The sequence below is a fragment of the Peribacillus sp. FW305-BF15 genome (assembly GCF_058783805.1).
The window spans coordinates 31,981-55,401 of the sequence record NZ_JBYSYV010000004.1 but is presented as its reverse complement, the minus strand read 5'-3'; the positions used below and the strand labels follow the sequence as shown (position 1 = coordinate 55,401).

Here is a 23,421-nt window from a genome sequence, read left to right as displayed (position 1 = left end):
AGACATGGCGAGAGAATCAGTGCTAAAGCAGCATAAGCAAATCATTGAAGATCATATCGACCTTCATTCCGAATTATATATCGAAACGAGCCAAGCCATTCATGCCAAACCTGAAATTGGGAATCAAGAGTTTTTCGCCTCGGATACATTAACCGGAATACTTCAAAATGAAGGATTTGAAGTGACCCGCAATATTGCCGGGCATGAAACAGGGTTCATCGCCAAAAAAAACTCTTCAAAGAAAGGACCTACAATTGCCTTTTTAGCCGAGTATGATGCATTGCCGGGTTTAGGCCATGCTTGCGGCCATAATATCATCGGCACAACGAGCGTGGCGGCAGGCATTTCCCTGGCTCAAGTGCTGGAGGAAACGGCGGAGAGGTGATCGTTTTCGGAACACCGGCTGAAGAGGGCGGGCCGAATGGAAGTGCAAAAGGAAGCTTTGTGAAGCACGGTCTATTTGATGGGGTGGATGCGGCCATCCTTATCCATCCTGCAGGAAAAACGGGTGTAACAAGTCCGTTTTTGGCTGTCGACCCCCTTGATTTTCATTTTTACGGGAAGTCAGCACATGCAGCAGCTGCACCTGAAGAAGGCGTGAATGCACTTGACGGGGTGATTCAGCTGTTCAATGGCATTAATGCTTTGCGTCAGCAGCTCCCGGCCGAGGTCAAAATTCACGGAATCATCACCAATGGCGGGGAAGCGCCTAACATCATTCCTGAATATGCTTCCGCCAGATTTTACATTAGAGCAACAACATGGAAACTTTGCCAAGAAGTATCCAATAAAATACGTGCAGTTGCTGAAGGGGCAGCACTTGCCACAGGAAGCACGGTTAAAGTGGAACGTTTTCAAAATGAAGTACTCGATTTTGTCATCAATCCAGTTCTGGATGAACTGCTAAAAGAAGAACTGACTCAATTAGGGGAAGCGGTGGCTCCTCGAAAAGAGAGTGGCTTCGGCTCGACGGATGCAGGTAATGTAAGCCATGCAGTGCCGACAGCACATCCTTATATAAAAATTGGACATGATGAGTTGATTGCCCATACGAATGAATTCCGCGACTGTGCCAAATCTCCTGCTGGAGACAAAGCCATCCTGACCGGTGCAAAAGCTCTTGCGCTTACAGGGTATAAATTGCTATCGGATAAAGACCTGTTGGATCAAGTGAAAGCGGCATTTCATGAAGCGAAGCAAAAATAAATAAGATGCAGGAAAAAAATAGTTGACTGCGGATCACAGAGTTAGTATTATATTAATACCAAGTAATTAAATGGGAATTATAGGTTAATTGACCGGAAAACCGGAGACTTTTCTTTCATGTAAAGAGGTGTCTCCGGTTTTTTGTGAATGGGCAAGTCAATACGTATTAAAAAGGAGGATTTATCATGGGGATATTATTACGTAAAGCCATTGAGAAAAAAAGGAACTTCCTGATCAATAAGTTGATTAACAAGGGAGTTTATAAAAAGAATGACATCCATCTATTTGAATTGACCTTAACCGATTTAGAGAATGAATATATTAAAATAAGCAAAATCGAAGAGAGGGAATCCGACGATCATTCCCCCTGTCTAGGGATACATTTCATATAATATCAGAATAAAAGGAGAGGGTGAAATGAGGAAGGGTGTGGAAGAAAGGCGGAAGGAATTAATCTATAAACTTATGATCCATACTGTAAATAAAACGGTGGAACAGCTTATGAAGTTAACCTTGAAAGAATTGGAAACAGAATATAAAAAGGTTCAAAATGACTGTCACCCCCATAGTGATGCGGGTTCCATACATTGGATCCATACAAAACGGCATTAGGGTGAATATGGAACCTTAATTCACCATAAAAAATTCCAGCATTTTGCTAACGGCTGCTTGTGCTGATTCTGCATGATATTTTGAATGGTAAGGGTCGCTGAATCCGTGTCCCCCCATGAATTTATGAACTTCGACATCCTTACTTTCTAAAGCTGAAATTAACTCGTCGACATTAAATGATGGCTCTTCTTGTGGGAAAAATAGCAGTGCAGGGCATCGTGGCGCCAATTCTGCATAATTCCTAATACGCGAACCGTAGTAACCAACAATTCCATCGACACACTCTTCCTCACTGCACAGCCAAGCTACAGTTGCCCCTGCACTGAATCCAAGAATGAAAATCTTTTGGTATGCATCTTTTATATCCGATACTATATCCTTTATCTTATACAAAGCACCCGTGAAACCTACGTTCTCCATAAAATGCCGATAAGCAGCATCCTCTTCGGAATAATCAAATGGCCTCTCACGTTCTAACAAATCCGGACAGATCACATCAAAACCCTGTTTTGATAATAACTCACAAAAATCCTGCATATGTCGGTTCAGGCCATATATTTCGTGAATGACAATGATGACAGTATCGGACTTTTTCTGTATGTTCAGCATTTTTTACCTCCTTGTGCGAATTTCTTCTATTATAAATACAGCCGTCTCCAGAAGGGGGACAGCAACGATTTTTTATAAACATGGAAATGAACTAGATTCTCTTTCAAATGAATGATTAGGTATAGGGAAGTTCTTTTCCTTCTAAACATGCTTTTAAGTTAGCCAAACTAAGTTCATATCCGTCCATGTTAATGGATACTCTAGTGCCTTCGGATTCTGGGAATATTTCAAAAGTGTAAACGAGTTTATCCGAATCCGAGGAATAAGAAAACCTTTCGTAAGGGATTATCTCTTGGATTGTAAAGCTCATTGGGATGCTTTCATTCTCTTTAAGGTTGTTATGTGCACTAGGCATTAATACGAAGATTGCCTTCTCTCCAACCTGGAGTTTAGGAATATTCCATTTTGAAATGATTTCATCATTCGTGATCGCATTCCAAATCGTTTCCTGTTTTTCATGAATTAGAACAGAGTTCCTATCATTATTCATTTGACTAACCTCCGTATTTTTCCTTGGATTATATAGAAAGTTCAGGGAATATACAAGACCCCACTAAGCTTCTTTAACCACGTGACAAAATTGTAAGACGGCAGCTTAAACTGTTAGGAAGAACGATGGCGATATATTTCCTTTCTCTTTAATATGTAAGAAAAAGAGGAAGGTTGGGTATGAAATGGACTTTTTTGAGTTGAATACCAATGTATTCAGAATGATCAATGACTTAGGGAAACAGTACGATTATTTAAACCCTTCTGCCATTTTCATTGCCGAGTACATGGTATTTTTATTAGCTTTGGCAGTCATCGTAATATGGTTCACTCGAAATGAACAGAGTAGGATGATGGTTGTTTGTGGGATGATTACGTTTGTAATGGCTGAAATGATGGGAAAAATGGCAGGGAGATTACATTCGAATAATCAGCCATTTGCCGAATTGGCCAATGTTAATCAGTTAATTGAAAAAGCAGTGGATAATTCATTTCCAAGCGACCATACGATCTTGTTTTTCTCGTTTTGTGTATCGTTTTGGCTTTTCAAAAGAGGATGGTGGTTATTATGGATCATGCTGGCTTTCCTTGTTGGCATTTCCCGTATTTGGGTAGGTGTCCACTTTCCGGCGGATGTGCTGGCAGGAGCAATACTGAGCACCATTTCAGGATTGGCGGTATACCTTATTGTTCCTAAAATAAGCTTGATTCATAAATTATTAGGGGGATATGAGAGGTATGAAGAAATGGTTCTATCCCCGTTAACTAAATCGAAGGAAAAAAAATCAAAGGATTTGTAAGCGGAAACAGGGTTGCTAAGGCAGCCTTTTTTTATAATACAAAAATATCCATATGGTGATCCTGATGGTAAAATTAAGCGAAAGCAATCCAGCGCAATGGGGGTCTTAATATTGATTGATATCCAAGAAATCAAAGACATTATCAGGCATCGCTATCCATTTCTTTTAGTTGATAGAGTTTTGGAACTGGAAGAAGGAAAGAGGGCGGTGGCCATTAAAAACGTCACGGCAAATGAAGAGTTTTTTTCTGGTCACTTTCCCGATTACCCAGTGATGCCAGGTGTGTTGATCGTAGAGGCATTAGCACAGGTAAGTGCTGTTGTCATGCTTACAAAAGAAGAAAATAAAGGGCGGATCGGGCTTTTGGCCGGGATCGATGGATGCCGTTTTAAAAGGCAAGTAAAGCCAGGGGACCAATTACGTTTAGAAGTGGAGATTACTCGCTTGAAAGGTCCTATCGGTAAAGGTACAGGAAGGGCAACTGTCGAGGGGGAAACTGTATGCGAGACAGGGCTCATTTTTGCTTTTGGTGATTGATGATGATACCGATAAAAAAAGCTTACGGGTATGTGACAAGAAACAATAATGGAGAAACACAGGTATTGGTTTTTCAACATCCCATTAAGGAAGCCGGTATACAGATACCCAAGGGAACGGTGAAGCCTCAAGAAGATGCTTACCAAGCAGTCATTAGGGAAATGAAAGAAGAAACAGGTCTGGAAAATTTTCATGTGGAGAAATTAATAACAGAAGATTTTTGGGAGAACGTCGATGGTGCCATACATAATAGATATTTTTATCAAATAAGTGTATCGAATGTTCCTGATGAATGGGACCATCAGCCGACGGGTGGAGGAGATGAAGCGGGGCTGACATTTCATTTCTTCTGGATTTCATCCGAACATGAAGTGCAACTTATCAAAGGGCATGGAGATTATTTAAACCGGATATTTATCTAACCTGCAGTTTATCACAGCCGGCCAAGATCATTATTGATCTTGGCCGGCTGTTTTTTAATGATCAGGTTTGTTTCTCGGTAATGAAAGTTTTGACGGTTGGCGGTTCATATGTAATGAATTGATCAAGAAGTCCATTAGGTTCAACATCCACCAGCGCCATGGAACGGAACTTTTCATGCAGGAACTGTTCGTCGGCCATATGGTTGAATAAAGCGACCAAGGGATCATAATAGTGATTGATATTTAAGAGTCCGCAAGGTTTTTGATGAAGACCAAGCTGAGCCCAAGTGAAAATCTCAAAGAATTCTTCCAATGTTCCAGGCCCGCCTGGCAAAGCCATGAACCCATCTGCAAGCTCAGCCATTTTTGCTTTTCTTTCATGCATGGATTCCACGACGATCAGCTCGGTTAAGTTCTTATGTGCTATTTCCTTTTTTTCCAGGAAATCCGGCATTACGCCAATTACATTTCCGCCTGCTTCCAAGACGGAATCTGCAACTGCACCCATGATTCCTACACTTGATCCTCCATAAACTAGGGTAATCTTACGTTTTGCCAGTTCCGCACCCAGTTTTTTAGCCTCTTCTACATAGACAGCAGATGCACCTTTGCTTGATCCACAAAATACAGCTAGACTTTTCAAAATATCACATCTCCCATTTAGTAATCTTGCTTTCTTATCATACAAAATTAAAGGGGATTTGTTAAACTTGAATGATAAAAAAGAAGGGTGGATGGATATGGACGTCACTGAATTTCAACAATGGGTAAAAGATTATTATGAAGCACGGGGATGGTCAGAATTGGACATCTTCATTCGCATTGGCTTTTTGGCAGAAGAAACTGGAGAGGTTGCACGAGCCATTCGCTCCCTTGAGATCGGCAGGGATAGACCTGATGAAGTGATTGGTTCGTTTGAAGAGAACATACAGGAGCTAACCGAAGAGTTGGGAGATGTGTTAGGAAACTTGATTGTGATTGCGAACAAGTACAATATCCCCTTGGAAGAAGTGTTCAATGCCCATAAAAAGAAACTATCTGAACGCTATAATCAAGCATAAGTTTTTTTTCGTGTGAACAAAAAGTTTGCCTATATAATTTCAGTAAACCTGTGAAAGAGCTGTGACTATCAGCTCTTTTTCTTATGGGGCAAACGATAGTTCATCATCCCATTTTATTCCTTGAAAAGAAATAATTTCAGACTTTTATCCCCCTCCATTAATAAAGAATTCACAAAATATGGGTAGTATGCGCGATTGAGATTGGATTTTATTGGGTATACACTTGGATTAAAGGAATGAACGTTCATTCCGCATTTTTTGAAAAAAGGTGGGATCATTATGATCACGGCAGCAAATAAACGAGACAGTATAGTAAAAAGCGCTTTAGTACTTTTCGCAGAACGGGGATATGATGCGACGACGATTCCGATGATTGCTGCAGCGGCCGGAGTTGGAGCGGGTACCATTTATCGTTATTTCGAGAATAAGGAAGTGCTGGGCAACAAGATCTTTCAAGAGTACTTGGATATTTTCACTGAAACGGTCAAGAATGGATTTCCTCATGATGATTCAATTCGCACGCAGTTTCACCATATTTTTAAAACGATGGTTCACTTTACAACCGAGCAGGACCAAGCTCTTTATTTTATTAAAATCCATAGTGGGGCCCATTTTTTAAATGAAGATAGTCATGCCAGCTTTCAAGGGCTATTGAATATATTCAAAAACTTCTTTGATTCAGGAAAAGAGAAAAAAGAAATTAAGGAGCTTCCTTCTTCAGCTTTGATTGCTATCATTTACGGAGCTTTTCTTGAGCTTGAGCGACTTGTTCGCATCGGGGAGTTTGAACCTGACCCAAAACTTTTGGAAGGTGTGGAAGAAAGCTTTTGGGATGCAGTGCGATTGCATGTTTGAGACACTTTCAATATAAACGGAATGAACGTTCATTCCGCAATCTAACTATCTAATGAGGTGCTAATAAAATGGAAAATACAACTCAGTTTCCACAGCCAAAGACATATGGCCCCCTAGGCAGCCTGCCTATCATTGATAAGGATAAGCCGCTTCAGTCTTTCATGAAGCTGGCACGAGAACTTGGGCCGATTTTTCAGTTTCAATTTCCGGGTCGAATCACTACATTCGTCTCCAGTGCTGCCCTTGCTAAAGAAATATGTGATGAAACAAGATTTGATAAGAAAGTCGGTCCAGCCCTGCAGAAAGTGAGGGCGTTTGGCGGTGATGGTCTCTTCACAAGTGAAACGAAGGAACCGAATTGGAAAAAGGCGCATAACATCCTGCTGCCCAGCTTTAGCCAGCAGGCAATGAGGGGCTATCATGCTAAAATGGTGGATCTTGCTACCCAGCTCATTCAAAAATGGGCTCGCCTGAATCCGGCTGATGAGATAGATGTTCCTGAAGATATGACACGATTGACCTTGGATACGATCGGACTATGCGGGTTCAATTACCGCTTTAACAGTTTTTATCGGGAGACCACCCATCCATTTGTGAACAGTATGGTGCGTGCGCTGGATGAAGCGATGAGCCAAACGCAGCGGCTTGGCATCCAAGATAAACTGATGATCAAATCTAAAAAACAATTCAGGGAAGACATTCAATATATGTTCTCTCTAGTGGATGAATTGATTGCCGAACGAAAACAAAATGGTGATCACGGAGAAGATGACCTTCTTTCCCATATGTTGAAAGGAGTCGATCCTGAAACGGGTGCATCACTGGATGATGAAAATATTCGTTTCCAAATCATTACCTTTTTAATAGCTGGGCATGAAACGACGAGCGGTCTCCTATCGTTCGCCATCTATTTCCTCATGAATAACAGAGACAAGTTAAAAAAAGCGCAGCAGGAAGTCGATGAAGTGCTTGGTGATGATGTTCCTGATTACAAACAAGTGAAAAAGCTGAAATATGTCCGGATGGTACTGAATGAAACGCTTCGTCTGTGGCCGACAGCTCCGTCGTTTTCCGTTTATGCAAAAGAAGATACCATGCTGGATGGAAAATACAATGTGAAGAAAGATGATGTGTTCTCGCTGCTCATTCCCGAGCTTCACCGTGATCCATCCGTTTGGGGTGATGACGTTGAATCGTTCATTCCTGAGCGGTTCGAGGATTTGGATTCCATCCCTTATCATGCGTATAAACCGTTTGGAAACGGGCAGCGCGCCTGTATCGGACAGCAGTTTGCCCTTCATGAAGCGACACTGGTGCTTGGCATGGTTTTACAGCACTTTGACCTGATCGATCATGAAGAATATCAATTGGAAGTTAAAGAAACATTGACTCTTAAACCGGACGGATTGACCATGCGCGTTTCACCGAGGAAGAAGGCGTTATCGTTTACCGTTGCTTCTTCAGAACTAAAGTCTCCGGAAAAAGGTGCCGCGGTATCTCCAACCGAATCAGTACATGGAATACCATTACTCGTCCTGTTTGGATCAAACATGGGAACAGCGAAAGGGATTGCTCGCGACCTTGCCGAAACAGGGAAGCGGCAAGGCTTCCATGCCGAAGTTGCCCCTTTAAATGATTACACCGATCGGCTTCCAAAAGAAGGAGCTGTTCTCATAGTCACGGCATCCTATAATGGAAATCCCCCTGATAATGCAGGTGACTTCGTTTCATGGCTGAAGGAAAACCATGGTGACACATTGGATGGTGTTCACTATGCGATCTTCGGCTGCGGGGACCGCAATTGGGCCAATACGTACCAACGCATTCCAATCTTCATTGATGAGCAGCTGGAACAAAAAGGAGCAGTGCGGCTGTCAGAAACAGGCTATGGGGATGCAAGCGATGACTTTGAAGGGGATTACGAGAAATGGTCAGAAGCCCTTTGGCCGAATCTTGCCGAAGCACTGAACATTGAAGTGAATAAGAATGATCGGGAAGTCAGCTCGATTACGATGAACTTCGTAAGTGATGTGAGCGGCACACCGCTTGCCCGGACCCATCATGCGTTTACATCCATTGTAAAAAGGAATACTGAATTACAGCATGAAGATAGCGGAAGAAGTACACGGCATATAGAATTAACGCTCCCAGAGGGAATACATTATCAGGAAGGCGATCATCTTGGGGTGCTTCCGCAAAATCCAGCGGAACTTGTCGAGCGAGTGCTCAATCGATTTAACCTAAACGGCCAAGATTACGTGAATCTGACTGGGGATTCCGGAAAAGCTGCCCATCTTCCTACAGGAAAACCGGTAAAACTGGAAGAGTTACTATCAAACCATGTGGAGTTCCAAGAACCCGCCACCCGGTCTCAAATACGGGCGCTTGCCACTCATACGGTATGTCCTCCACATGTAAAAGAACTTGAAGATCTTCTATTGGATAATACCTATAAACAAGAAATCCTGAACAAGCGCATAACCATGCTTGACCTAATCGAAAAGTATCTTGCATGTGAAATCCCGTTTGAACGTTTCCTGGCTTTACTGCCACCTTTAAAAGCAAGATACTACTCCATCTCAAGCTCACCACTCCACAACGAAGGAGAAGCAAGCATCACCGTAAGCGTCGTCCGTGGAGAAGCTTTGAGCGGCAACGGGGAATACAAAGGAATTGCATCGAATTATTTGGCAGAACGCTCCCAAGGAGACAAAATAGCCTGCTTTATCAATACGCCGCAATCCAACTTCCAGCTGCCAAAGCAAACAGGAAAACCAATCATCATGATCGGCCCTGGAACAGGCATTGCACCATTCAGGGGATTCATACAATCACGTCGCGCTTTAAAAGAAAAAGGTGAAACGCTAGGGACGGCCCACCTCTACTTTGGATGCCGTAATCCGGAACACGATTTCCTCTATCAAGAAGAACTCGTCCAAGCCGAACGAGAGTGCCTTGTAACACTGCACACCGCTTACTCCAGATGTCCCGGTCAAGAAAAAACATATGTCCAGAACCGATTGTCGGAAAACGCCCATGACATCCTTCCTTTATTAAAAGAAGAAGGAGGACACCTATACATCTGCGGAGACGGAAGCAAAATGGCGCCAGATGTTGAAAGAACCATAATTGACAGCTATATGCATATCTATCAAACACAGAGAGAAGAAGCCACAGAATGGCTGCAATCATTAGAGGAGAATGGCAGATATGCGAAAGATGTTTGGGCAGGAGCATAAATAAGAAAAGCAGCGATCCTTAAAGGAATCGCTGCTTTCTTTATGAAAATACGAACTCACGAGTAAAACAGCGAAACTCACGAGTAAATAGCGGAAACTTACGAGTAAATCGCTCGAATTCACGAGTAAAACAGCGAAACTCACGAGTAAAGCCTGAAATCACGAGTAAAGCCCGAAATCACGAGTAAAGCCCGAATTCACGAGTAAAACAGCTAAATTCACGAGTAAATAGTGCAAATTCACGAGTAAATCGCTCAAACTCACGAGTAAAACAGCAAAACTCACGAGTAAATTGCAAATACACGTGTAAAACAGCAGAAATCTCGAATATATCGCTCAAACTTTCGAATATATCGCCCAAAATCTTGAATATATCGCCCAAACTCACAAATATATCAATCAAACTCTTGAATATATCGCTCAAACCTCGAATGATGACGGAGAGCGTTTACGGATTCTATATTCATTGTTAGAATTTGAGAATGTGTTAATACTTTGGAGGCAGTGGAAGTGAGGGATGTTTGGTCAAGATCCTTCTTACTATATATGTGTTAAGTATTTTTTGCTTTACTCTGATTAACCAGCTTAGTCATGATGCGGCAAGAACTAACGATAAAGGGGTTCTTTTTAAAATGTTTAAGTATACTGTTTGTTTTGTAAAGAAGAATAATGAACTTCTTATGCTTAACCGGGAGAAAGCTCCAATTATGGGTGTCTGGAATGGGGTGGGGGGGAAAATCGAGAAAGGTGAAACACCTGATATGGGTGCGCAGCGTGAGGTATTTGAGGAAACGGGGATAGAGGTTGAGTCCTTTTTTTCAAAAGGAACCGTAACCTGGGAGACTCCAGAAGGTGAATTGGATGGAATATATGTATATTTGTATATGGCGGATAAGGATTTAATTTATGAAACACCGAAAAAAACGCGGGAAGGCATTCTTGATTGGAAATCCATTGATTGGATACTTCATCCGCTTAATCTCGGAATTGCTGAGATGGTTTCACAGTACTTGCCGGTTTTATTGAAAAAAGAAGGCAACTATACATTCACTTACAAAAATGGTCAAATGCATAGATTTTGAACGAATCTCGTACCCTTTTGAAACTTGAATCCTTAAAGGCGAAATTCATCAGAATTATAGTTGCTTTATATGCCTATAAGCTAATTACTACGGCACCCTTGCAATTAAAGGGGAAGGTTAAAATAAAAAGTTGAAGAATAAATAAATAGAATGAACGGGAGGTGTATGGGAGGAAAATGAAGATAATGGAACTGCCAATTGAATTTGAATTTAATGGACAAAAAAATCATATTAATCCTAGCTTGATTATTTCAAAGGATGAACTAACCTTGGTCGATACAGGGTATCCAAATTTTTTACCTTTCATTGAAAATGAATTTTTAAAAAATGGTTATGACATGAAGAAGTTAAAGAATATTATCATTACTCATTATGATATTGATCATATAGGCTCCTTATATGACTTCAAGGAAAAGTATCCCCACATTAACCTGATCGCAAGTGAAGTGGAGTCAAAATATATTAGTGGTGAAATGAAGTCAGAGAGATTGGTTCAGGCCGAAGAAATGCTAGAAAATATGCCAATTCAAGAAATCGAATTCGGGAAATGGTTTATCCAACAATTAAAGAATTTAAAGCATGTTTCAATTGATGAAAAGGTACATGATGGTGATTGGATTTTGGATAACGAATGTAGAGTAGTAGCAACACCGGGACATACTTCAGGTCATATTTCATTATATTTTCCACGTTTAAAAAGTGTAATAGCAGGTGATGCAGCTGTTATAGAGAATCATGAATTGCTCATTGCTAATCCGCACTTTTGTTTAAATGTCGAGAAAGCAGAACAGTCTTTAAGAAAGATTAAGGATCTAAAAGCTGAAAACTACTACTGTTATCATGGCGGGACATTCACTATATAAATGGGTCCTTGCTTAACCTCTTTTTGTCGATATACTCGATAATTGAGTCTGTCTGCAATTATTAAAAAACGTTCGGAGTTGATTTCAGAAATCCGCTCCCTTTCCGCCGACTGTCTACCAAGCCCCTCACCGCAAGCGGCTGTGGGGTCTCGGCTAGCCAGTTATTCGGCAGGAGTGTCGCAAATTTCTCATGAAGGATAAACGGGTCTTCATTTGAATGTCCGGGGTGAGACCATTCCGGAGATTTGTAGACTAACTCGATAATAATCAAGTTGTCAAAACTTGAACATTTATTTCCACTCTAGGCATTCGCTTTCGGCGGGTGGCTCGCCCTCGGCACTTTTGCGCCTGGGGAATCTCCTTAATACTCGATTTTCTCGCAGGATTCTTGAACCTTCCGATCCAATCAACTAGAATGTTTTTTTACTAGACTTAAATCAGCCTAAATACTGCTTTAATATTTCTAACCCTATTTTTAACTCATCGAATGAGTTTGTGGAAGAAAGGGCGATACGCAAATACATATCAGGGGTGGTCTGCCCGCTTTGAAAACGATTGGAATGAAAAACTCGAATGCCGCGCCTTTTCAAATCGGTTTCCAGCTGTAACGCATCGTTATGCCCTTTAATTGGAAGCCAGCGATATAGACTGAGAGGATGTCCGACATCCTTTCTTAAGGGGAAATATTCCGAATAAATATCATTTGCAGTCTGTGCAAGCCGTTTCTTATGAGAAACAATTTCATGAGCCTTTCCTGATAGGATTAGCTCTGTGATAACCTCTGCATCAAAAGAAGAGGTCTTTACATTTATGTTGAAAATGGCCTGGGAAATTTTCTCGCGTAATGTTTCTCCATAAACCATATAGGCAACTCTTAATCCGGAACATATGGACTTAGAGGTGCCGCAAATATAAACGCTCTGTTCCGGAAGCAAATGGAACATCGGCTGCCGGTAGTCGGAGATAATGCCTGCCGTCAGGAATGCATGAATATCATCCTCAATCAAAATTAACCGATGCTTTCGGATTACCGCTGCCAATTCTTGCTTTCGAATATCCGACATCATGATTGTGGTCGGATTGTTGCAGGAGGGCATCAGAAATATCCCGTCAATATTTGTTTGACAGCATTGCTTTTCAAGTTCATCTGGCAGCATTCCAAACTGGTCCCCGTGAATGGGCACTAACTTAATATGAAACATCTTTGCCAGCTCGATAAAGTTTGAATAGGTATATAAGTCGGTTGCAATTCTATTACCAGGTTCAAACAAAGCAGCGAGGGCAACAGCCAATGCATTTTGGGCACCGGAAACGATTGCTATATGCTCTTGATCCGCATGAATGCCGAAAGATTCCATCCAGTTTAGAGCTGCTGTTTTTTGATGTGGAATCCCAGTCGGATCGTTGTAATTGAGCAGCTGCTCCAAATAACTTTTGTTCACGGTTTTTTGTAAAGTTTCTGAAACGATATCATTGGTTTGCTCAAAAGATGCCACAAAACCAAGATCGATGCTGTTTGCCGTTTTATCCGCGGAAATGGTTATGGAACGAGTGGCATTGGGAGCCACAAAGGTTCCGCTTCCCGTAACGGCATATATCAATCCCTTTACCTCGCACATTTTATAGGAACGGGTAATCGTAGTGAAATTTAAGTCAAGAAAATCTGCCAATTCTCGTTGAGGGGGCAACTTGGTTCCAGGTGCTAAAAAGCCATTTGTTATATCTTGTTCAAGTAATGATGCGAGAGATTTATAAAAAGGACGCTTTAATGCATTCTTATCAGGTTTCCAGGACATTGGATAATTGTCAAATGAATTTACTGGCATATTTCACCTCTCCTAGACTTATTCCATACAATCATATCATTTTTTGTATGGAATTCTAATATTGAAACGGTCGGCTTTAAAAGAATATAAGGTGATTAACCTATCAGACTCCCCCATTTTGATGAAATGGGGCAATTTTATTTTAATTGTAATCCATACAATTAACTTGTTTTTTGTACGGATTTTGTATGTTAAGTTTAAATAAATTTAGCCATCAGGATGTGATTTATATGAAAAAACGAACTCAACTGATACCAGCATTTCGTGCGGCTTTTCCGTACACAGTGCCCATTTTGGCAGGCTTTTTATTTTTAGGCATCGCTTATGGGATCTTTATGAATTCATTAGGGTTCAGCGCGATTTACCCGATATTGATGAGTCTAACGATATTTGCAGGATCGATGGAGTTTATTGCAGCCAATTTATTGCTTGTCGCGTTCAATCCGATTAACGCCCTTTTTCTAACCTTAATGGTGAATGCACGGCATTTGTTTTATGGCATATCCATGCTTGATAAATATAGGGGGACCGGTAAGAAAAAGCTGTATCTGATTTTTGGGCTTTGCGATGAGTCTTTTTCCATCAATTGTACCGTTGATGTACCGAAGGATGTGGATAAGGGCTGGTTCATGTTTTTCGTAACAATGCTCAACCATTGCTATTGGGTGATAGGAGCAGCGATTGGCGGCCTCTTTGGCTCTTTTGTCAAATTCAATACAGAAGGACTCGATTTTGTTATGACGGCTCTCTTTGTCGTGATTTTCATTGAACAATGGATGAAAGAGAAAAACCATCATAGTGCTCTTGCTGGGCTTGGCCTGTCGGCTGTCTGCCTAATTATATTTGGCGGAAGCAACTTCATTATCCCTGCCATGTTTGCCATTTTGGGGTTACTTTCCTTACTTAGAAAGCCGTTGGAGAAAGTTGAGGTGAGAACCATATGACAATGACTTTAACTCAGCAAATCATTACAATTGCGATGGTTGTTTTAGGTACAATGCTTACAAGGTTTCTGCCGTTCATCGTTTTCCCATCAGGAAAACCCACACCGAAGTATGTACAGTATCTCGGTAAAATGCTGCCATCCGCAGTAATTGGGCTTTTAATCATTTATTGTTTAAAGGATGTAAGCCTGCAATCCGGAAGTCATGGCATCCCTGAATTCATTGGGGTGGCGGTAGTTGCCCTGCTTCACATTTGGAAGAAAATGATGCTCCTCTCGATAGCGGGGGGAACGATTGTCTACATGATGTTGATTCAATTGGTTTTTTAAATTGATAATAATTCCGTGAGGTCGATAAGTGGTAGTGGTTCAATGAATTTGATGAACAAGATTAATTAGTTTAATAGTTTACGAGCAGAGCTGTCTTTAAGGCAGCTTTTTCTTATGGGGCAGGGTAGTTTACATGCATTTCTATAGTTATTGAAACATCAATCTATCTCCTTTCCAGTACAAATAGCTTTAGATAGAAACGTAAGAGGATTAGGCATTGATTTAAGAGAAATAGGACAGCGGCCGCTTTTTAATCTGTAGCATAATGAGGATGATTGTATTAGATGGAAATGATTCGGAAAGAAAATAGGAGGGAAATGATGAAAAAACGATTATTTATGTCCCTGGCTTTGGTCATGTCCTACACTCTTTCAGCATGTAGCAGCAATAATGACAGTAATGGGATTTCCGAACAGGAAAAACAATCAGATTCCAATCGTGAATTGGTTGAATTCCCCGAAAACTACGATAAGGGTGTAAACTATACGACTGTTAATCGTGGAAATGTCAGGGAGGAACTCTACACGAGCAGGGAAGCGATCGAAGCGGTGCAGGACGGGCAGCCAATCCCTGACGGCACAATCATCACACTCGAAATCTATAGGGATGAAGATCTTGATGAAATATTCGTAATGGAAAAGCGCGCTGGCTGGGCTGATGGGAACCCATCAGAGATGCGTAATGGTGATTGGCTATACCAGGAATTCAATGGAGACAAGTCGGTGGATTACAAGGAAGAAATCGGTCGATGCTTTACTTGTCACGCGAACCAGGAACGGGATGACTTCGTGAACACGATGGATGAAATGAAAAGTTTTGACCTAGGGGAGTTTACAGGATCGAAGGATGGCAATACAGAATCACAGATCGCAGGTATCCCCACCGAACACTGGGAGGTAAATGCGGCAGACTATCTGGAGGGCTCTCAGGGGATATTGCATGGAAACCGATTAAAGGAAAATGAAAAAACAGGAATTATCGAGAAGGTTCTTTTGATGGTTCATTTTAATAAAGAGACATAGGGAGTTAGCTTCGACGGAAAACCGACCTAGGAATAAATAAAAATTAGAAAGAGGAGAACTTCTTGAATCGAATTATTTTAATCCGGCTGGTGATTGATCTTTCTATGACAGTTCTGATGTTAGTTGCAATGGCTTACCAGATTACTGGAAATGTAATGCATGAACTGGCAGGAGTATTATTGTGTTTATTGTTTATTACCCACAATATTTTAAATCGCCGATGGTATAAGACGATCTTTAAGGGAAAGCATAATGTACGGCGTATTCTGAGCATAGTGGTCAACCTGCTTTTTCTTGTATCCATGGCTGTAGTGATGATAAGTTCTGTGGCCATATCTCGTGACATGATACCCTTTATTCCTATAAACAATGACACGGTTCTATTGCAGATACATGTAATGACTTCATATTGGGGATTTATCTTCATGGCTGTGCATATAGGTATATCCTGGGCAACCATTATCAATTCAGTACGAAAGATGACGGGAATTACTGGCACAAGCCGTATCCGCACCATTGCATTTCGTGTCATGGCGGTGTTGATTGTTGTTTATGGGGTTCAGGCTTCTTTCGAGAGAGGGATGCTTAACAAGTTAACCATATATAATCCGTTTGGTTGGGAATCTTATGATTCCTCCATGAAGTTTTTACTAGATCATCTAACTATCATGGGAATATATATTAGTGGGACTCATTATGTTCTGAAATTTGTTCAGAAGCAGGATAAAGCTAGGTTTGATACAACAGGTTTTAAAGAGAGGAATATTGAAAAAAATGAAAATCTCCAGAATAAAGAAGTGCATTAATCCATAATCGAATAATGCACTTTTTTATTCATATGTTGCCTTCAGGCGGTTAATATCTTCTTTTGGCGGTAAACCAAACAAGCGGGAATATTCACGGCTGAATTGGGATGGGCTTTCGTACCCTACGCGGAATGCTGCTTCAGTGGCATCTGTTGACTCGGATAATAATAGGCGCCGGGCTTCCTGAAGTCTCAGTTGTTTTTGGAACTGAATAGGACTCATTGCTGTTACCTCTTTAAAGTGCCTATGAAGCGATGAAACGCTCATATTTGCAATTTCCGCAAGGTCATCAATCCGAAAGGACTGGTCATAGTTATTCATTATATGGTCGACAACGTCGCCGATTTGAAAGGCGGAACTTCCTTCTATCGCAATTTGGCCCAGAGTGGCTCCATGCTCTCCTTGTAAAACCCTATAGATGATTTCCTTCGTGATAAGAGGTGCGAGTACCGGTATATCATCAGGATTGTCCAGCAAACGAGCCAATCTGGTTACCGCATCCAACAGAGATAACTCTATTTGGCATACATACATGCCTCTTTTAGCATGTTCCTTCTGGTTAACAGCAAGTTGAGTATCCTGTAATACCTCCAAGATCTGGTTTGGTGTAAATTCGAGTTTGAGTGCCAAATAGGGATTTTCGGAAGAGGCTTCTGTGACTATTCCGGTAATTGGCAAGTTAACAGAGGCAATAAGGTAATCGGCTGGACCGTATACATAGCGATCCTGTGCAAGTAATACCTCCTTCATGCCTTGAACGATAATGCATAAGGAAGGCTTGGAAACTCCGTAATTTGGACCGGTAACAGTAGAGAATCGAGAATAAAATAAAGAAGGAATAGCAGTAGGATGAGACCCGTCCTTGCCTGTGTGGCTCTCAATGAGCTGGGTGAGCTCAGCCCGCTGTTTATAGATTTGTTCAGACAACATAAAAACCTCCTTGTTTCCTTATTCTTTCTAGTTCCATTCTAATACATATCACTGTGGAGTTTAAGGGTTGTGAGAGGATTAGGCAATGATTTGGCAGGATTGGTATAAGAGTTTCTTATTTATTTATTGCATAATAAGGGAGTAGATGAAGGAGTTGAAACGCACCATGACTAATTCTTATCAGTTTTTTAATTCGACTTTGTTAGTTCAGGCATTTCAGACAAAGCAGCTGCTTCACTGGGTGTAACGGGTTCTGCAGCAGGACAACTCATTACTGTCTTTGTTCTCCAAACCAGCGCATGATTAATCTTTTCTTCCATTATGATAACATAATCAGATTTTCTTAATGACACCAATGTGAACTTAACACCACATCGGCTGCGGATCAAATATAAAAGCAATGTGACAATCAAAAAGAGGGGGGAATATAAGTAATGCAAAAACGCAAATTAGGAAGAAGTGACTTAGAAGTTTCTTCTATCGGACTTGGATGCATGGGCATGAGCCATGGTTACGGTCCTGCTTCGGATAGGAAGTTGATGATTTCGCTGATTCATGAGGCATTTGACCGAGGTGTAACTTTTTTCGATACTGCCGAAGTATATGGTCCATATGTTAATGAGGAGTTGTTAGGAGAAGCGCTTGCTCAATTCAAGGGAAAAGTGGTTATCGCGACTAAATTTGGTATCCAAATGGAAAATGGCAAGCAGGTGCTCGACAGTAAGCCGGAACGTATTAGGCAATCAATCGAAGGCTCACTTAAACGGCTTAAGGTTGACACCATTGACCTTTACTATCAGCATCGGGTGGACCCAAGTGTTCCAATTGAAGAGGTTGCCGGAGTAATACAAGACCTAATCAAGGAAGGTAAGATTAAGCATTGGGGACTTTCTGAAGCAGGGGTGGAAACGATTCGTCGTGCACACTCGGTTTATCCACTCACTGCCATTCAAAGTGAATACTCAATGATGTGGAGAAGCCCTGAAGAAGAACTGCTGCCTGTCCTTGAAGAGCTTGGAATTGGATTTGTTCCTTTCAGTCCGTTGGGGAAAGGATTCCTTACTGGGAAAATCAATAAGGATGCAACGTTCGCCAGTTCCGATTTCCGCCATGTTGTTCCTCGCTTCAAACCTGAGAATATCGAAGCAAATCAGGTATTGGTCGAACTGATAAAGAAGATTGCTGCAGGAAAAGATGCAACGCCCGCTCAAATCGCACTAGCATGGGTACTTGCTCAGAAGCAATGGATTGTTCCGATTCCCGGTACACGGAAATTGGAACGCCTCGAAGAAAATCTTGGTGCAGCAGATATTGAAATGACCCATGAGGAATTGAATGATTTGAATGATGCGCTCTCGAAAATCGAGATTTCAGGAGATCGCTATCCGGCAGAATACGCAAATAGAGTAGGGAAATAATAGATATTGTTTGAGAACAGGAGGATTTCATATGCAAAAAGTAATGTTGAACAATGGTGTTGAGATGCCGATACTAGGTTTTGGGGTTTTTCAAATACAAGATGAAAATGAATGTGAACAAAGCGTTTATGACGCTATTATGGCAGGCTATCGTCTTATCGACACCGCTGCCTCTTATCTAAATGAAGAAGCAGTCGGCAGAGCAATCAAGCGGAGTGGTGTGCCACGGGAGGAATTGTTTATTACTACAAAACTCTGGGTCCAGGATGCTGGTTATGAGAGCACCAAGAACGCATTCGCAAATTCGCTGAAAAGACTACAATTGGATTATTTGGATTTGTATCTAATCCATCAGCCATATGGGGACGTATATGGTTCTTGGCGTGCAATGGAGGAATTGTACCGTGAGGGGAAAATTAGGGCAATTGGAGTTAGTAACTTTCAGATGGACCGTCTAGTGGATTTGATTATCCACAATGAAGTAATTCCTGCAGTAAACCAGGTTGAAACTCATGTTTTTAACCAACAAATAGAAAGTGCGAAACTTATGCAAGAGAACAATGTTCAGATAGAATCGTGGGGTCCATTTGCTGAAGGAAAAAATAACATGTTCCAAAACGAAATATTAGTATCCATCGCCGAAAAGTATAATAAATCTGTGGCACAGGTGATTTTACGATGGCTGACACAAAGAGGAGTCGTTGCGATTCCAAAGTCTGTTCGTAAGGAAAGAATCATCGAAAACTTCAAAATCTTTGACTTCGAATTGGAGCAAGAAGATATGGAGAAGATTGCTGCATTAGATACGAAAGAGAGCTTGTTCTTTTCTCATAGCGATCCTGAAATCGTGAAATGGCTCAGTACCCGTAAACTTGATATTTAACGCTCTCTTCCAAAATGAAGCGAAGAAATAGCCGATTTCCTCTTTAGGAATATCGGCATTTCTTCGTTATAAACATGATGGGGATTGTAGAGAATTGGAATCTGAATCGCTGAAAAGGCTAGGCAGTGGGCATGCCTAGCCTTTTCATACTCAGGAAAGTTGTTGTGCAGGAGTAAACTTGTAGTTTCTTAGGAAAATCATTACCGAACTTAATAACAATGATAGTAAACCCACGAATACCACGTATTGTGTACCCAGCTCTGATATGAATAATCCACCTGCTGCAGCTCCAATTGTCGTTCCCAAGTTAACCGCTGTTAAAAATAGTCCATTAGCGAAATCAGGAGATTCGGAGGCTGAAGACATGATCCAGTATTGATTGATATTACCCCCTATACCAGCTAAAATCCCCCAAATTAATGTAAGGATAGCCATAGGTATGGTGAACTGTCCAAATAAGAATAATATGATGTAAACTGCTCCCAATGCAAAAGGGAAAATCACTACAGATTTGTTCGCATTTTTAGTAAGCAGCTTCCCTGCCGCGATGTTTCCAATAATATTGGCACCACCGTAAATGAGTAACATTAAACTGATTGTGTTCGAAGACATATTCGTAACAGTTTTCAGATACTCAGTAAGATAGCTATAAACTCCAAATATGGCTGAGTTCAATAAAATGACAGCCACAATGGAAAGCCAAGTAATCGATTTTTTTAATACGGATAATTGCGCTCCGTAAGAAAGTTTTTCCTTAACAGGCATGGATGGTACAAAAATCAATGTAGCAAGAAATACAATCGCATTAACAATCGCAAAGAATGTCATCGCCATTTCAATCGAAACGGCATTAGCAATAAAACTTACGATGGGTACACCGACTACCATTCCAGCGGATACTCCGATAAAAACTTTAGAAACTGCTTTTGGGGCTTCTTCCTTGCTGACGGAGTCTGCCGCTACGGTAAAAGCCAATGAACAGTAAATCGGATGAAAAAAGGCTGGAACTATACGGGCAACTAATGCAAGGGTAAAGTTAGTTGTAAATATGGAGACGATGTTCCCCAAAACGAAAACACCTAGCACAAGCAGCATGACCTTCTTTCGGTTCATCCCCGAAAATAATAACGGCATAGTTGGACCGGATACAGCTACAGCAAGGGCAAAAAGACTCACAAGCAATCCTGCTTTTGAGATGCTGACATGAAAGTGATCGGCAATGGAAGGTAAGATGCCGATTACCCCCATTTCAGTATTGATGATTCCGAAAACACCGATGGTTAATATAAAGATAAGTAAGTTATTTGGTTTAGTCATAAAATAGATTTCCTTCTTTCAGGAAAGTGTCATTTTCTAGTAGCGATAAGGAGTCATCTTACATTTATCAATTAGGTCAACTTTTTCAATTGTAACGGTAAAATCACTGTTGTTATCTACTCCAGATTCAATTTTCCCTAGTTTAATAAGACATATCCAAAGGCCATATAAAAAATAGCTGAATTCCATGCATTGCGTATGGAATTCAGACAAAAAAGTGTGAATCCCGACAAGACTTGCAGGACTCACACAGTGGTTTCACGCAAAGCTTGCTGCGATTCATACAGGCCTTATTTCTTCTTCAGGTTTTCTTTGAAGAAGGACTCGAGCTTATCAAAGGGGATTAAATTCACCCGGTCGTACAGATCCACATGACCTGCACCCGGAACAATGTAGAGTTCCTTCGGTTCGGCAGCCAGCTTGTAGGCTTCTTCGCTGAACTCTCTGGAATGAGCGTTTTCACCCGTGATGAAAAGCATCGGGCGAGGGGAAATCGTCTCAATGTCTTCGAACGGGTAAAAGTTCATGAACTTGACGTTACTGGTCAGAGTAGGGTGTGTCGTCCGTTCCGGCGTTGTGCCCTTGGGAGTGAATTCACCTCTTGGAGTGCGGTAGAAGTCATAAAACTCGCGTTCAATCGCGGTAGAGTTTTCATTCAGTTCATGTACTGTCCCACTGGTGTATTTGGTTTTACCGCCTGTGAACTCCACATAGCGTTGCTCCGCTGCTTCTTCGAGAATCTTCTTTCTCTGCTCAAGAGTCTGCGAGTGTTTAAGCCCGTTACGGTTGGCGGCCCCCATGTCATACATACTGACTGTCGCAATGGCTTTCATGCGCGGGTCGATCTTGGCTGCGCTGATAACAAAGCTCCCGCTGCCGCAAATCCCGAGAACACCAATCCGATCTTTGTCAACAAAAGGCCGGGTGCCAAGGAAATCCACCGCAGCACTGAAATCCTCGGCATAGATATCCGGAGAAACAGCGTTGCGGGGCTGACCTTCACTCTCCCCCCAGAAAGACAAATCCAGGGACAAAGTAACGAATCCCCGTTCAGCCATTTTCTGGGCATACAGATTCGAACTTTGTTCTTTTACTGCGCCCATGGGATGCCCGACAATGATTGCGGGATTTTTGGTGTTCTTCTTCAAACCTTTGGGTATGAAAAGGTTCCCTGCGACATTCATGTTGTATTGGTTTTTAAATTTAACCTTCTTCATGGTTACCTTATTGCTTTTGTAAAAGTTGTCTGCACCATTCGTCATGTCTGGCGTGTATGCAGCTCCAACGCCGGTCTTGGGTGCAATGATGGTCACGGATAAAAGCAAGCCAAGTGCTATCATTGTGAGTACACGCCTGATAATCGTTTTTTTTTTCATTTTTAAAACAACACCCTTTCTTATTTTTGTTTTGAAAAAAATTCTTTGGTGACTATCATGGTGTACATTGCCCTCGTTCAAAAAGAAAGCATCATTGATTGATTAATCAACATCTGTTTATAATTATTAAATAGAAAAAGAATGCTCTCAATGGTTAAATGAACGCAATTCGTTGATTACTCAACAAATCAATAAAAATTGTTGATTATTTTTAGGAAAGTTTGGTGACCAAACCATGCCGAAAGTAGACAGAAGAATAACCAAAAGCCAAGAAGCCATTAAAAAGGCTCTCATTGAACTGATGTCCGAAAAAAGTTTTGATGACATTACCATTCAGGATATTGCAGACAGGGCAAATGTTAATCGAGGAACCATCTATCTACATTACTTAGATAAATTTGATCTATTAGATAAAATCATGGAAGAACACATTAACAACATGAGTAATTTTTGTGAATCGGCAACTGAAATGGATTATATAGAATCGACTGTACACTGTATGGAATATTTCAAGAGCAATTATTTATTCTTTTCGACGATGTTAGCGAGTGAAGGAGCTCCATATTTTCGCAGTCAGTTCCTTAAGTTCAATATCGAAGAGTTCAAGAAAGATGTGGACATAACAAAAGGGAAAAATGCCGATCAAAATGAAGATGTAATTGTTCAATTTGTTGCAAATGCATACGTAGGGGTAGTGGAATGGTGGTTAAAGAATGGAATGCCTTATCCACCTCGTGTCATGGCAGAAAAAGTGGGGGATTTGTTAGAGAGGATTGTATAACTAGCTAATGAGAA

24 protein-coding genes and 1 pseudogene are annotated in these 23,421 nt (G+C 41.2%); 18 read left to right on the top strand and 7 right to left on the bottom strand.

The window, feature by feature from the left end; genetic code table 11:
• Positions 1 to 4: 4 nt before the first annotated feature.
• The 3 genes and pseudogenes from AC3WLU_RS05180 (at position 5) to AC3WLU_RS05170 (ending at position 1,818) form a co-directional block, all read left to right on the top strand.
• Positions 5 to 1,206, top strand: a pseudogene (locus tag AC3WLU_RS05180) (M20 family metallopeptidase).
• Between the two features lie 185 nt (positions 1,207 to 1,391).
• Positions 1,392 to 1,598, top strand: a complete 207-nt coding sequence (locus tag AC3WLU_RS05175) for a Fur-regulated basic protein FbpA (protein ID WP_096340052.1) — start codon at positions 1,392 to 1,394, stop codon at positions 1,596 to 1,598.
• Positions 1,599 to 1,623: 25 nt separating this feature from the next.
• The gene (locus tag AC3WLU_RS05170) at positions 1,624 to 1,818 is read left to right on the top strand and encodes a hypothetical protein (protein ID WP_057277033.1); all 195 of its coding nucleotides are present in this window, start codon (positions 1,624 to 1,626) and stop codon (positions 1,816 to 1,818) included.
• Positions 1,819 to 1,833: 15 nt separating this feature from the next.
• On the opposite strand, the gene AC3WLU_RS05165 is transcribed toward AC3WLU_RS05170, so the two are convergent.
• Together AC3WLU_RS05165 and AC3WLU_RS05160 are read right to left on the bottom strand one after the other, a co-directional pair.
• The gene (locus tag AC3WLU_RS05165) at positions 1,834 to 2,427 is read right to left on the bottom strand and encodes a dienelactone hydrolase family protein (RefSeq protein ID WP_098863887.1); all 594 of its coding nucleotides are present in this window, start codon (positions 2,425 to 2,427) and stop codon (positions 1,834 to 1,836) included.
• Between the two features lie 115 nt (positions 2,428 to 2,542).
• Entirely contained in the window at positions 2,543 to 2,917 is a 375-nt protein-coding gene (locus tag AC3WLU_RS05160; protein ID WP_278089643.1) for an SRPBCC family protein, read from the bottom strand.
• A gap of 184 nt (positions 2,918 to 3,101) precedes the next feature.
• On the opposite strand from AC3WLU_RS05160, the gene AC3WLU_RS05155 reads away from it, so the two are divergent.
• The 3 genes from AC3WLU_RS05155 (at position 3,102) to AC3WLU_RS05145 (ending at position 4,675) form a co-directional block, all read left to right on the top strand.
• Complete coding sequence (locus AC3WLU_RS05155) at positions 3,102 to 3,716, top strand: undecaprenyl-diphosphatase (RefSeq protein ID WP_098863885.1); 615 nt, start codon at positions 3,102 to 3,104, stop codon at positions 3,714 to 3,716.
• A gap of 111 nt (positions 3,717 to 3,827) precedes the next feature.
• Positions 3,828 to 4,253: a 3-hydroxyacyl-ACP dehydratase FabZ gene (gene fabZ, locus AC3WLU_RS05150; protein ID WP_098863884.1), complete on the top strand. Its 426-nt coding sequence runs from the start codon at positions 3,828 to 3,830 to the stop codon at positions 4,251 to 4,253.
• A 2-nt stretch (positions 4,254 to 4,255) separates the two neighbouring features.
• The gene (locus AC3WLU_RS05145; protein ID WP_413004677.1) at positions 4,256 to 4,675 is read left to right on the top strand and encodes an NUDIX hydrolase; all 420 of its coding nucleotides are present in this window, start codon (positions 4,256 to 4,258) and stop codon (positions 4,673 to 4,675) included.
• 61 nt (positions 4,676 to 4,736) lie between these two features.
• Here AC3WLU_RS05145 and AC3WLU_RS05140 read toward each other — a convergent pair whose 3' ends face one another.
• On the bottom strand, positions 4,737 to 5,318 hold the full coding sequence (locus AC3WLU_RS05140; protein ID WP_034304154.1) for an LOG family protein: 582 nt from the start codon (positions 5,316 to 5,318) through the stop codon (positions 4,737 to 4,739).
• Between the two features lie 97 nt (positions 5,319 to 5,415).
• Here AC3WLU_RS05140 and AC3WLU_RS05135 point away from each other — a divergent pair, with 97 nt between their 5' ends.
• From AC3WLU_RS05135 to AC3WLU_RS05115, 5 genes are all read left to right on the top strand, one after another.
• Positions 5,416 to 5,736, top strand: coding sequence for a MazG nucleotide pyrophosphohydrolase domain-containing protein (locus AC3WLU_RS05135; RefSeq protein WP_057277096.1), 321 nt, complete (start codon positions 5,416 to 5,418; stop codon positions 5,734 to 5,736).
• A gap of 279 nt (positions 5,737 to 6,015) precedes the next feature.
• Positions 6,016 to 6,591 carry a TetR/AcrR family transcriptional regulator gene (locus tag AC3WLU_RS05130; RefSeq protein WP_492596914.1) on the top strand — a complete coding sequence of 192 codons (576 nt, stop codon included), beginning with the start codon at positions 6,016 to 6,018 and terminating at the stop codon, positions 6,589 to 6,591.
• Positions 6,592 to 6,659: 68 nt separating this feature from the next.
• Entirely contained in the window at positions 6,660 to 9,830 is a 3,171-nt protein-coding gene (locus AC3WLU_RS05125; RefSeq protein WP_492596913.1) for a bifunctional cytochrome P450/NADPH--P450 reductase, read from the top strand.
• A 632-nt stretch (positions 9,831 to 10,462) separates the two neighbouring features.
• Complete coding sequence (locus tag AC3WLU_RS05120; RefSeq protein ID WP_187050025.1) at positions 10,463 to 10,912, top strand: NUDIX hydrolase; 450 nt, start codon at positions 10,463 to 10,465, stop codon at positions 10,910 to 10,912.
• A gap of 176 nt (positions 10,913 to 11,088) precedes the next feature.
• Positions 11,089 to 11,775 (top strand): MBL fold metallo-hydrolase, encoded by a 687-nt coding sequence (locus AC3WLU_RS05115; protein WP_492596912.1) that lies wholly within the window; start codon positions 11,089 to 11,091, stop codon positions 11,773 to 11,775.
• Between the two features lie 437 nt (positions 11,776 to 12,212).
• Here the strand turns inward: AC3WLU_RS05115 and AC3WLU_RS05110 are convergent, their stop codons facing one another.
• Entirely contained in the window at positions 12,213 to 13,601 is a 1,389-nt protein-coding gene (locus AC3WLU_RS05110) for an aminotransferase-like domain-containing protein (protein ID WP_053536227.1), read from the bottom strand.
• A 188-nt stretch (positions 13,602 to 13,789) separates the two neighbouring features.
• Between AC3WLU_RS05110 and azlC the strand changes: the two genes are divergently transcribed.
• The 4 genes from azlC (at position 13,790) to AC3WLU_RS05090 (ending at position 16,702) form a co-directional block, all read left to right on the top strand.
• Positions 13,790 to 14,545, top strand: a complete 756-nt coding sequence (gene azlC, locus AC3WLU_RS05105) for an azaleucine resistance protein AzlC (protein ID WP_400448740.1) — start codon at positions 13,790 to 13,792, stop codon at positions 14,543 to 14,545.
• Complete coding sequence (locus tag AC3WLU_RS05100) at positions 14,542 to 14,874, top strand: branched-chain amino acid transporter permease (RefSeq protein ID WP_063575223.1); 333 nt, start codon at positions 14,542 to 14,544, stop codon at positions 14,872 to 14,874. The genes azlC and AC3WLU_RS05100 overlap by 4 nt, the downstream gene beginning before the upstream one ends.
• A 320-nt stretch (positions 14,875 to 15,194) precedes the next feature.
• Positions 15,195 to 15,896 carry a cytochrome P460 family protein gene (locus tag AC3WLU_RS05095; RefSeq protein ID WP_413004687.1) on the top strand — a complete coding sequence of 234 codons (702 nt, stop codon included), beginning with the start codon at positions 15,195 to 15,197 and terminating at the stop codon, positions 15,894 to 15,896.
• A 62-nt stretch (positions 15,897 to 15,958) separates the two neighbouring features.
• The gene (locus AC3WLU_RS05090) at positions 15,959 to 16,702 is read left to right on the top strand and encodes a DUF4405 domain-containing protein (RefSeq protein WP_492596911.1); all 744 of its coding nucleotides are present in this window, start codon (positions 15,959 to 15,961) and stop codon (positions 16,700 to 16,702) included.
• A gap of 24 nt (positions 16,703 to 16,726) precedes the next feature.
• On the opposite strand, the gene AC3WLU_RS05085 is transcribed toward AC3WLU_RS05090, so the two are convergent.
• Positions 16,727 to 17,629 (bottom strand): AraC family transcriptional regulator, encoded by a 903-nt coding sequence (locus AC3WLU_RS05085; protein ID WP_063594703.1) that lies wholly within the window; start codon positions 17,627 to 17,629, stop codon positions 16,727 to 16,729.
• A gap of 437 nt (positions 17,630 to 18,066) precedes the next feature.
• On the opposite strand from AC3WLU_RS05085, the gene AC3WLU_RS05080 reads away from it, so the two are divergent.
• Together AC3WLU_RS05080 and AC3WLU_RS05075 are read left to right on the top strand one after the other, a co-directional pair.
• A complete protein-coding gene (locus tag AC3WLU_RS05080) occupies positions 18,067 to 19,050 on the top strand; it encodes an aldo/keto reductase (protein ID WP_492596910.1) in 984 nt (327 codons plus the stop codon).
• Between the two features lie 31 nt (positions 19,051 to 19,081).
• A complete protein-coding gene (locus tag AC3WLU_RS05075; protein ID WP_063594701.1) occupies positions 19,082 to 19,933 on the top strand; it encodes an aldo/keto reductase in 852 nt (283 codons plus the stop codon).
• Positions 19,934 to 20,083: 150 nt separating this feature from the next.
• Here AC3WLU_RS05075 and AC3WLU_RS05070 read toward each other — a convergent pair whose 3' ends face one another.
• A complete protein-coding gene (locus AC3WLU_RS05070) occupies positions 20,084 to 21,250 on the bottom strand; it encodes an MFS transporter (RefSeq protein WP_427526605.1) in 1,167 nt (388 codons plus the stop codon).
• A 290-nt stretch (positions 21,251 to 21,540) separates the two neighbouring features.
• On the bottom strand, positions 21,541 to 22,626 hold the full coding sequence (locus AC3WLU_RS05065; RefSeq protein WP_492596909.1) for an alpha/beta hydrolase: 1,086 nt from the start codon (positions 22,624 to 22,626) through the stop codon (positions 21,541 to 21,543).
• Positions 22,627 to 22,861: 235 nt separating this feature from the next.
• On the opposite strand from AC3WLU_RS05065, the gene AC3WLU_RS05060 reads away from it, so the two are divergent.
• On the top strand, positions 22,862 to 23,407 hold the full coding sequence (locus AC3WLU_RS05060; protein ID WP_095393386.1) for a TetR/AcrR family transcriptional regulator: 546 nt from the start codon (positions 22,862 to 22,864) through the stop codon (positions 23,405 to 23,407).
• The last annotated feature ends 14 nt before the right edge of the window (positions 23,408 to 23,421 follow it).

Coding starts and splice junctions, on each gene's coding strand:
- AC3WLU_RS05175 (WP_096340052.1), top strand. CDS start 1,392: ATGGGGATATTATTACGTAAAGCCATTGAGAAAAAAAGGAACTTCCTG.
- AC3WLU_RS05170 (WP_057277033.1), top strand. CDS start 1,624: ATGAGGAAGGGTGTGGAAGAAAGGCGGAAGGAATTAATCTATAAACTT.
- AC3WLU_RS05165 (WP_098863887.1), bottom strand. CDS start 2,427: ATGCTGAACATACAGAAAAAGTCCGATACTGTCATCATTGTCATTCAC.
- AC3WLU_RS05160 (WP_278089643.1), bottom strand. CDS start 2,917: ATGAATAATGATAGGAACTCTGTTCTAATTCATGAAAAACAGGAAACG.
- AC3WLU_RS05155 (WP_098863885.1), top strand. CDS start 3,102: ATGGACTTTTTTGAGTTGAATACCAATGTATTCAGAATGATCAATGAC.
- AC3WLU_RS05145 (WP_413004677.1), top strand. CDS start 4,256: ATGATACCGATAAAAAAAGCTTACGGGTATGTGACAAGAAACAATAAT.
- AC3WLU_RS05135 (WP_057277096.1), top strand. CDS start 5,416: ATGGACGTCACTGAATTTCAACAATGGGTAAAAGATTATTATGAAGCA.
- AC3WLU_RS05130 (WP_492596914.1), top strand. CDS start 6,016: ATGATCACGGCAGCAAATAAACGAGACAGTATAGTAAAAAGCGCTTTA.
- AC3WLU_RS05125 (WP_492596913.1), top strand. CDS start 6,660: ATGGAAAATACAACTCAGTTTCCACAGCCAAAGACATATGGCCCCCTA.
- AC3WLU_RS05120 (WP_187050025.1), top strand. CDS start 10,463: ATGTTTAAGTATACTGTTTGTTTTGTAAAGAAGAATAATGAACTTCTT.
- AC3WLU_RS05115 (WP_492596912.1), top strand. CDS start 11,089: ATGAAGATAATGGAACTGCCAATTGAATTTGAATTTAATGGACAAAAA.
- AC3WLU_RS05110 (WP_053536227.1), bottom strand. CDS start 13,601: ATGCCAGTAAATTCATTTGACAATTATCCAATGTCCTGGAAACCTGAT.
- azlC (WP_400448740.1), top strand. CDS start 13,790: ATGTTAAGTTTAAATAAATTTAGCCATCAGGATGTGATTTATATGAAA.
- AC3WLU_RS05100 (WP_063575223.1), top strand. CDS start 14,542: ATGACAATGACTTTAACTCAGCAAATCATTACAATTGCGATGGTTGTT.
- AC3WLU_RS05095 (WP_413004687.1), top strand. CDS start 15,195: ATGAAAAAACGATTATTTATGTCCCTGGCTTTGGTCATGTCCTACACT.
- AC3WLU_RS05080 (WP_492596910.1), top strand. CDS start 18,067: ATGCAAAAACGCAAATTAGGAAGAAGTGACTTAGAAGTTTCTTCTATC.
- AC3WLU_RS05075 (WP_063594701.1), top strand. CDS start 19,082: ATGCAAAAAGTAATGTTGAACAATGGTGTTGAGATGCCGATACTAGGT.
- AC3WLU_RS05070 (WP_427526605.1), bottom strand. CDS start 21,250: ATGACTAAACCAAATAACTTACTTATCTTTATATTAACCATCGGTGTT.
- AC3WLU_RS05065 (WP_492596909.1), bottom strand. CDS start 22,626: ATGAAAAAAAAAACGATTATCAGGCGTGTACTCACAATGATAGCACTT.
- AC3WLU_RS05060 (WP_095393386.1), top strand. CDS start 22,862: ATGCCGAAAGTAGACAGAAGAATAACCAAAAGCCAAGAAGCCATTAAA.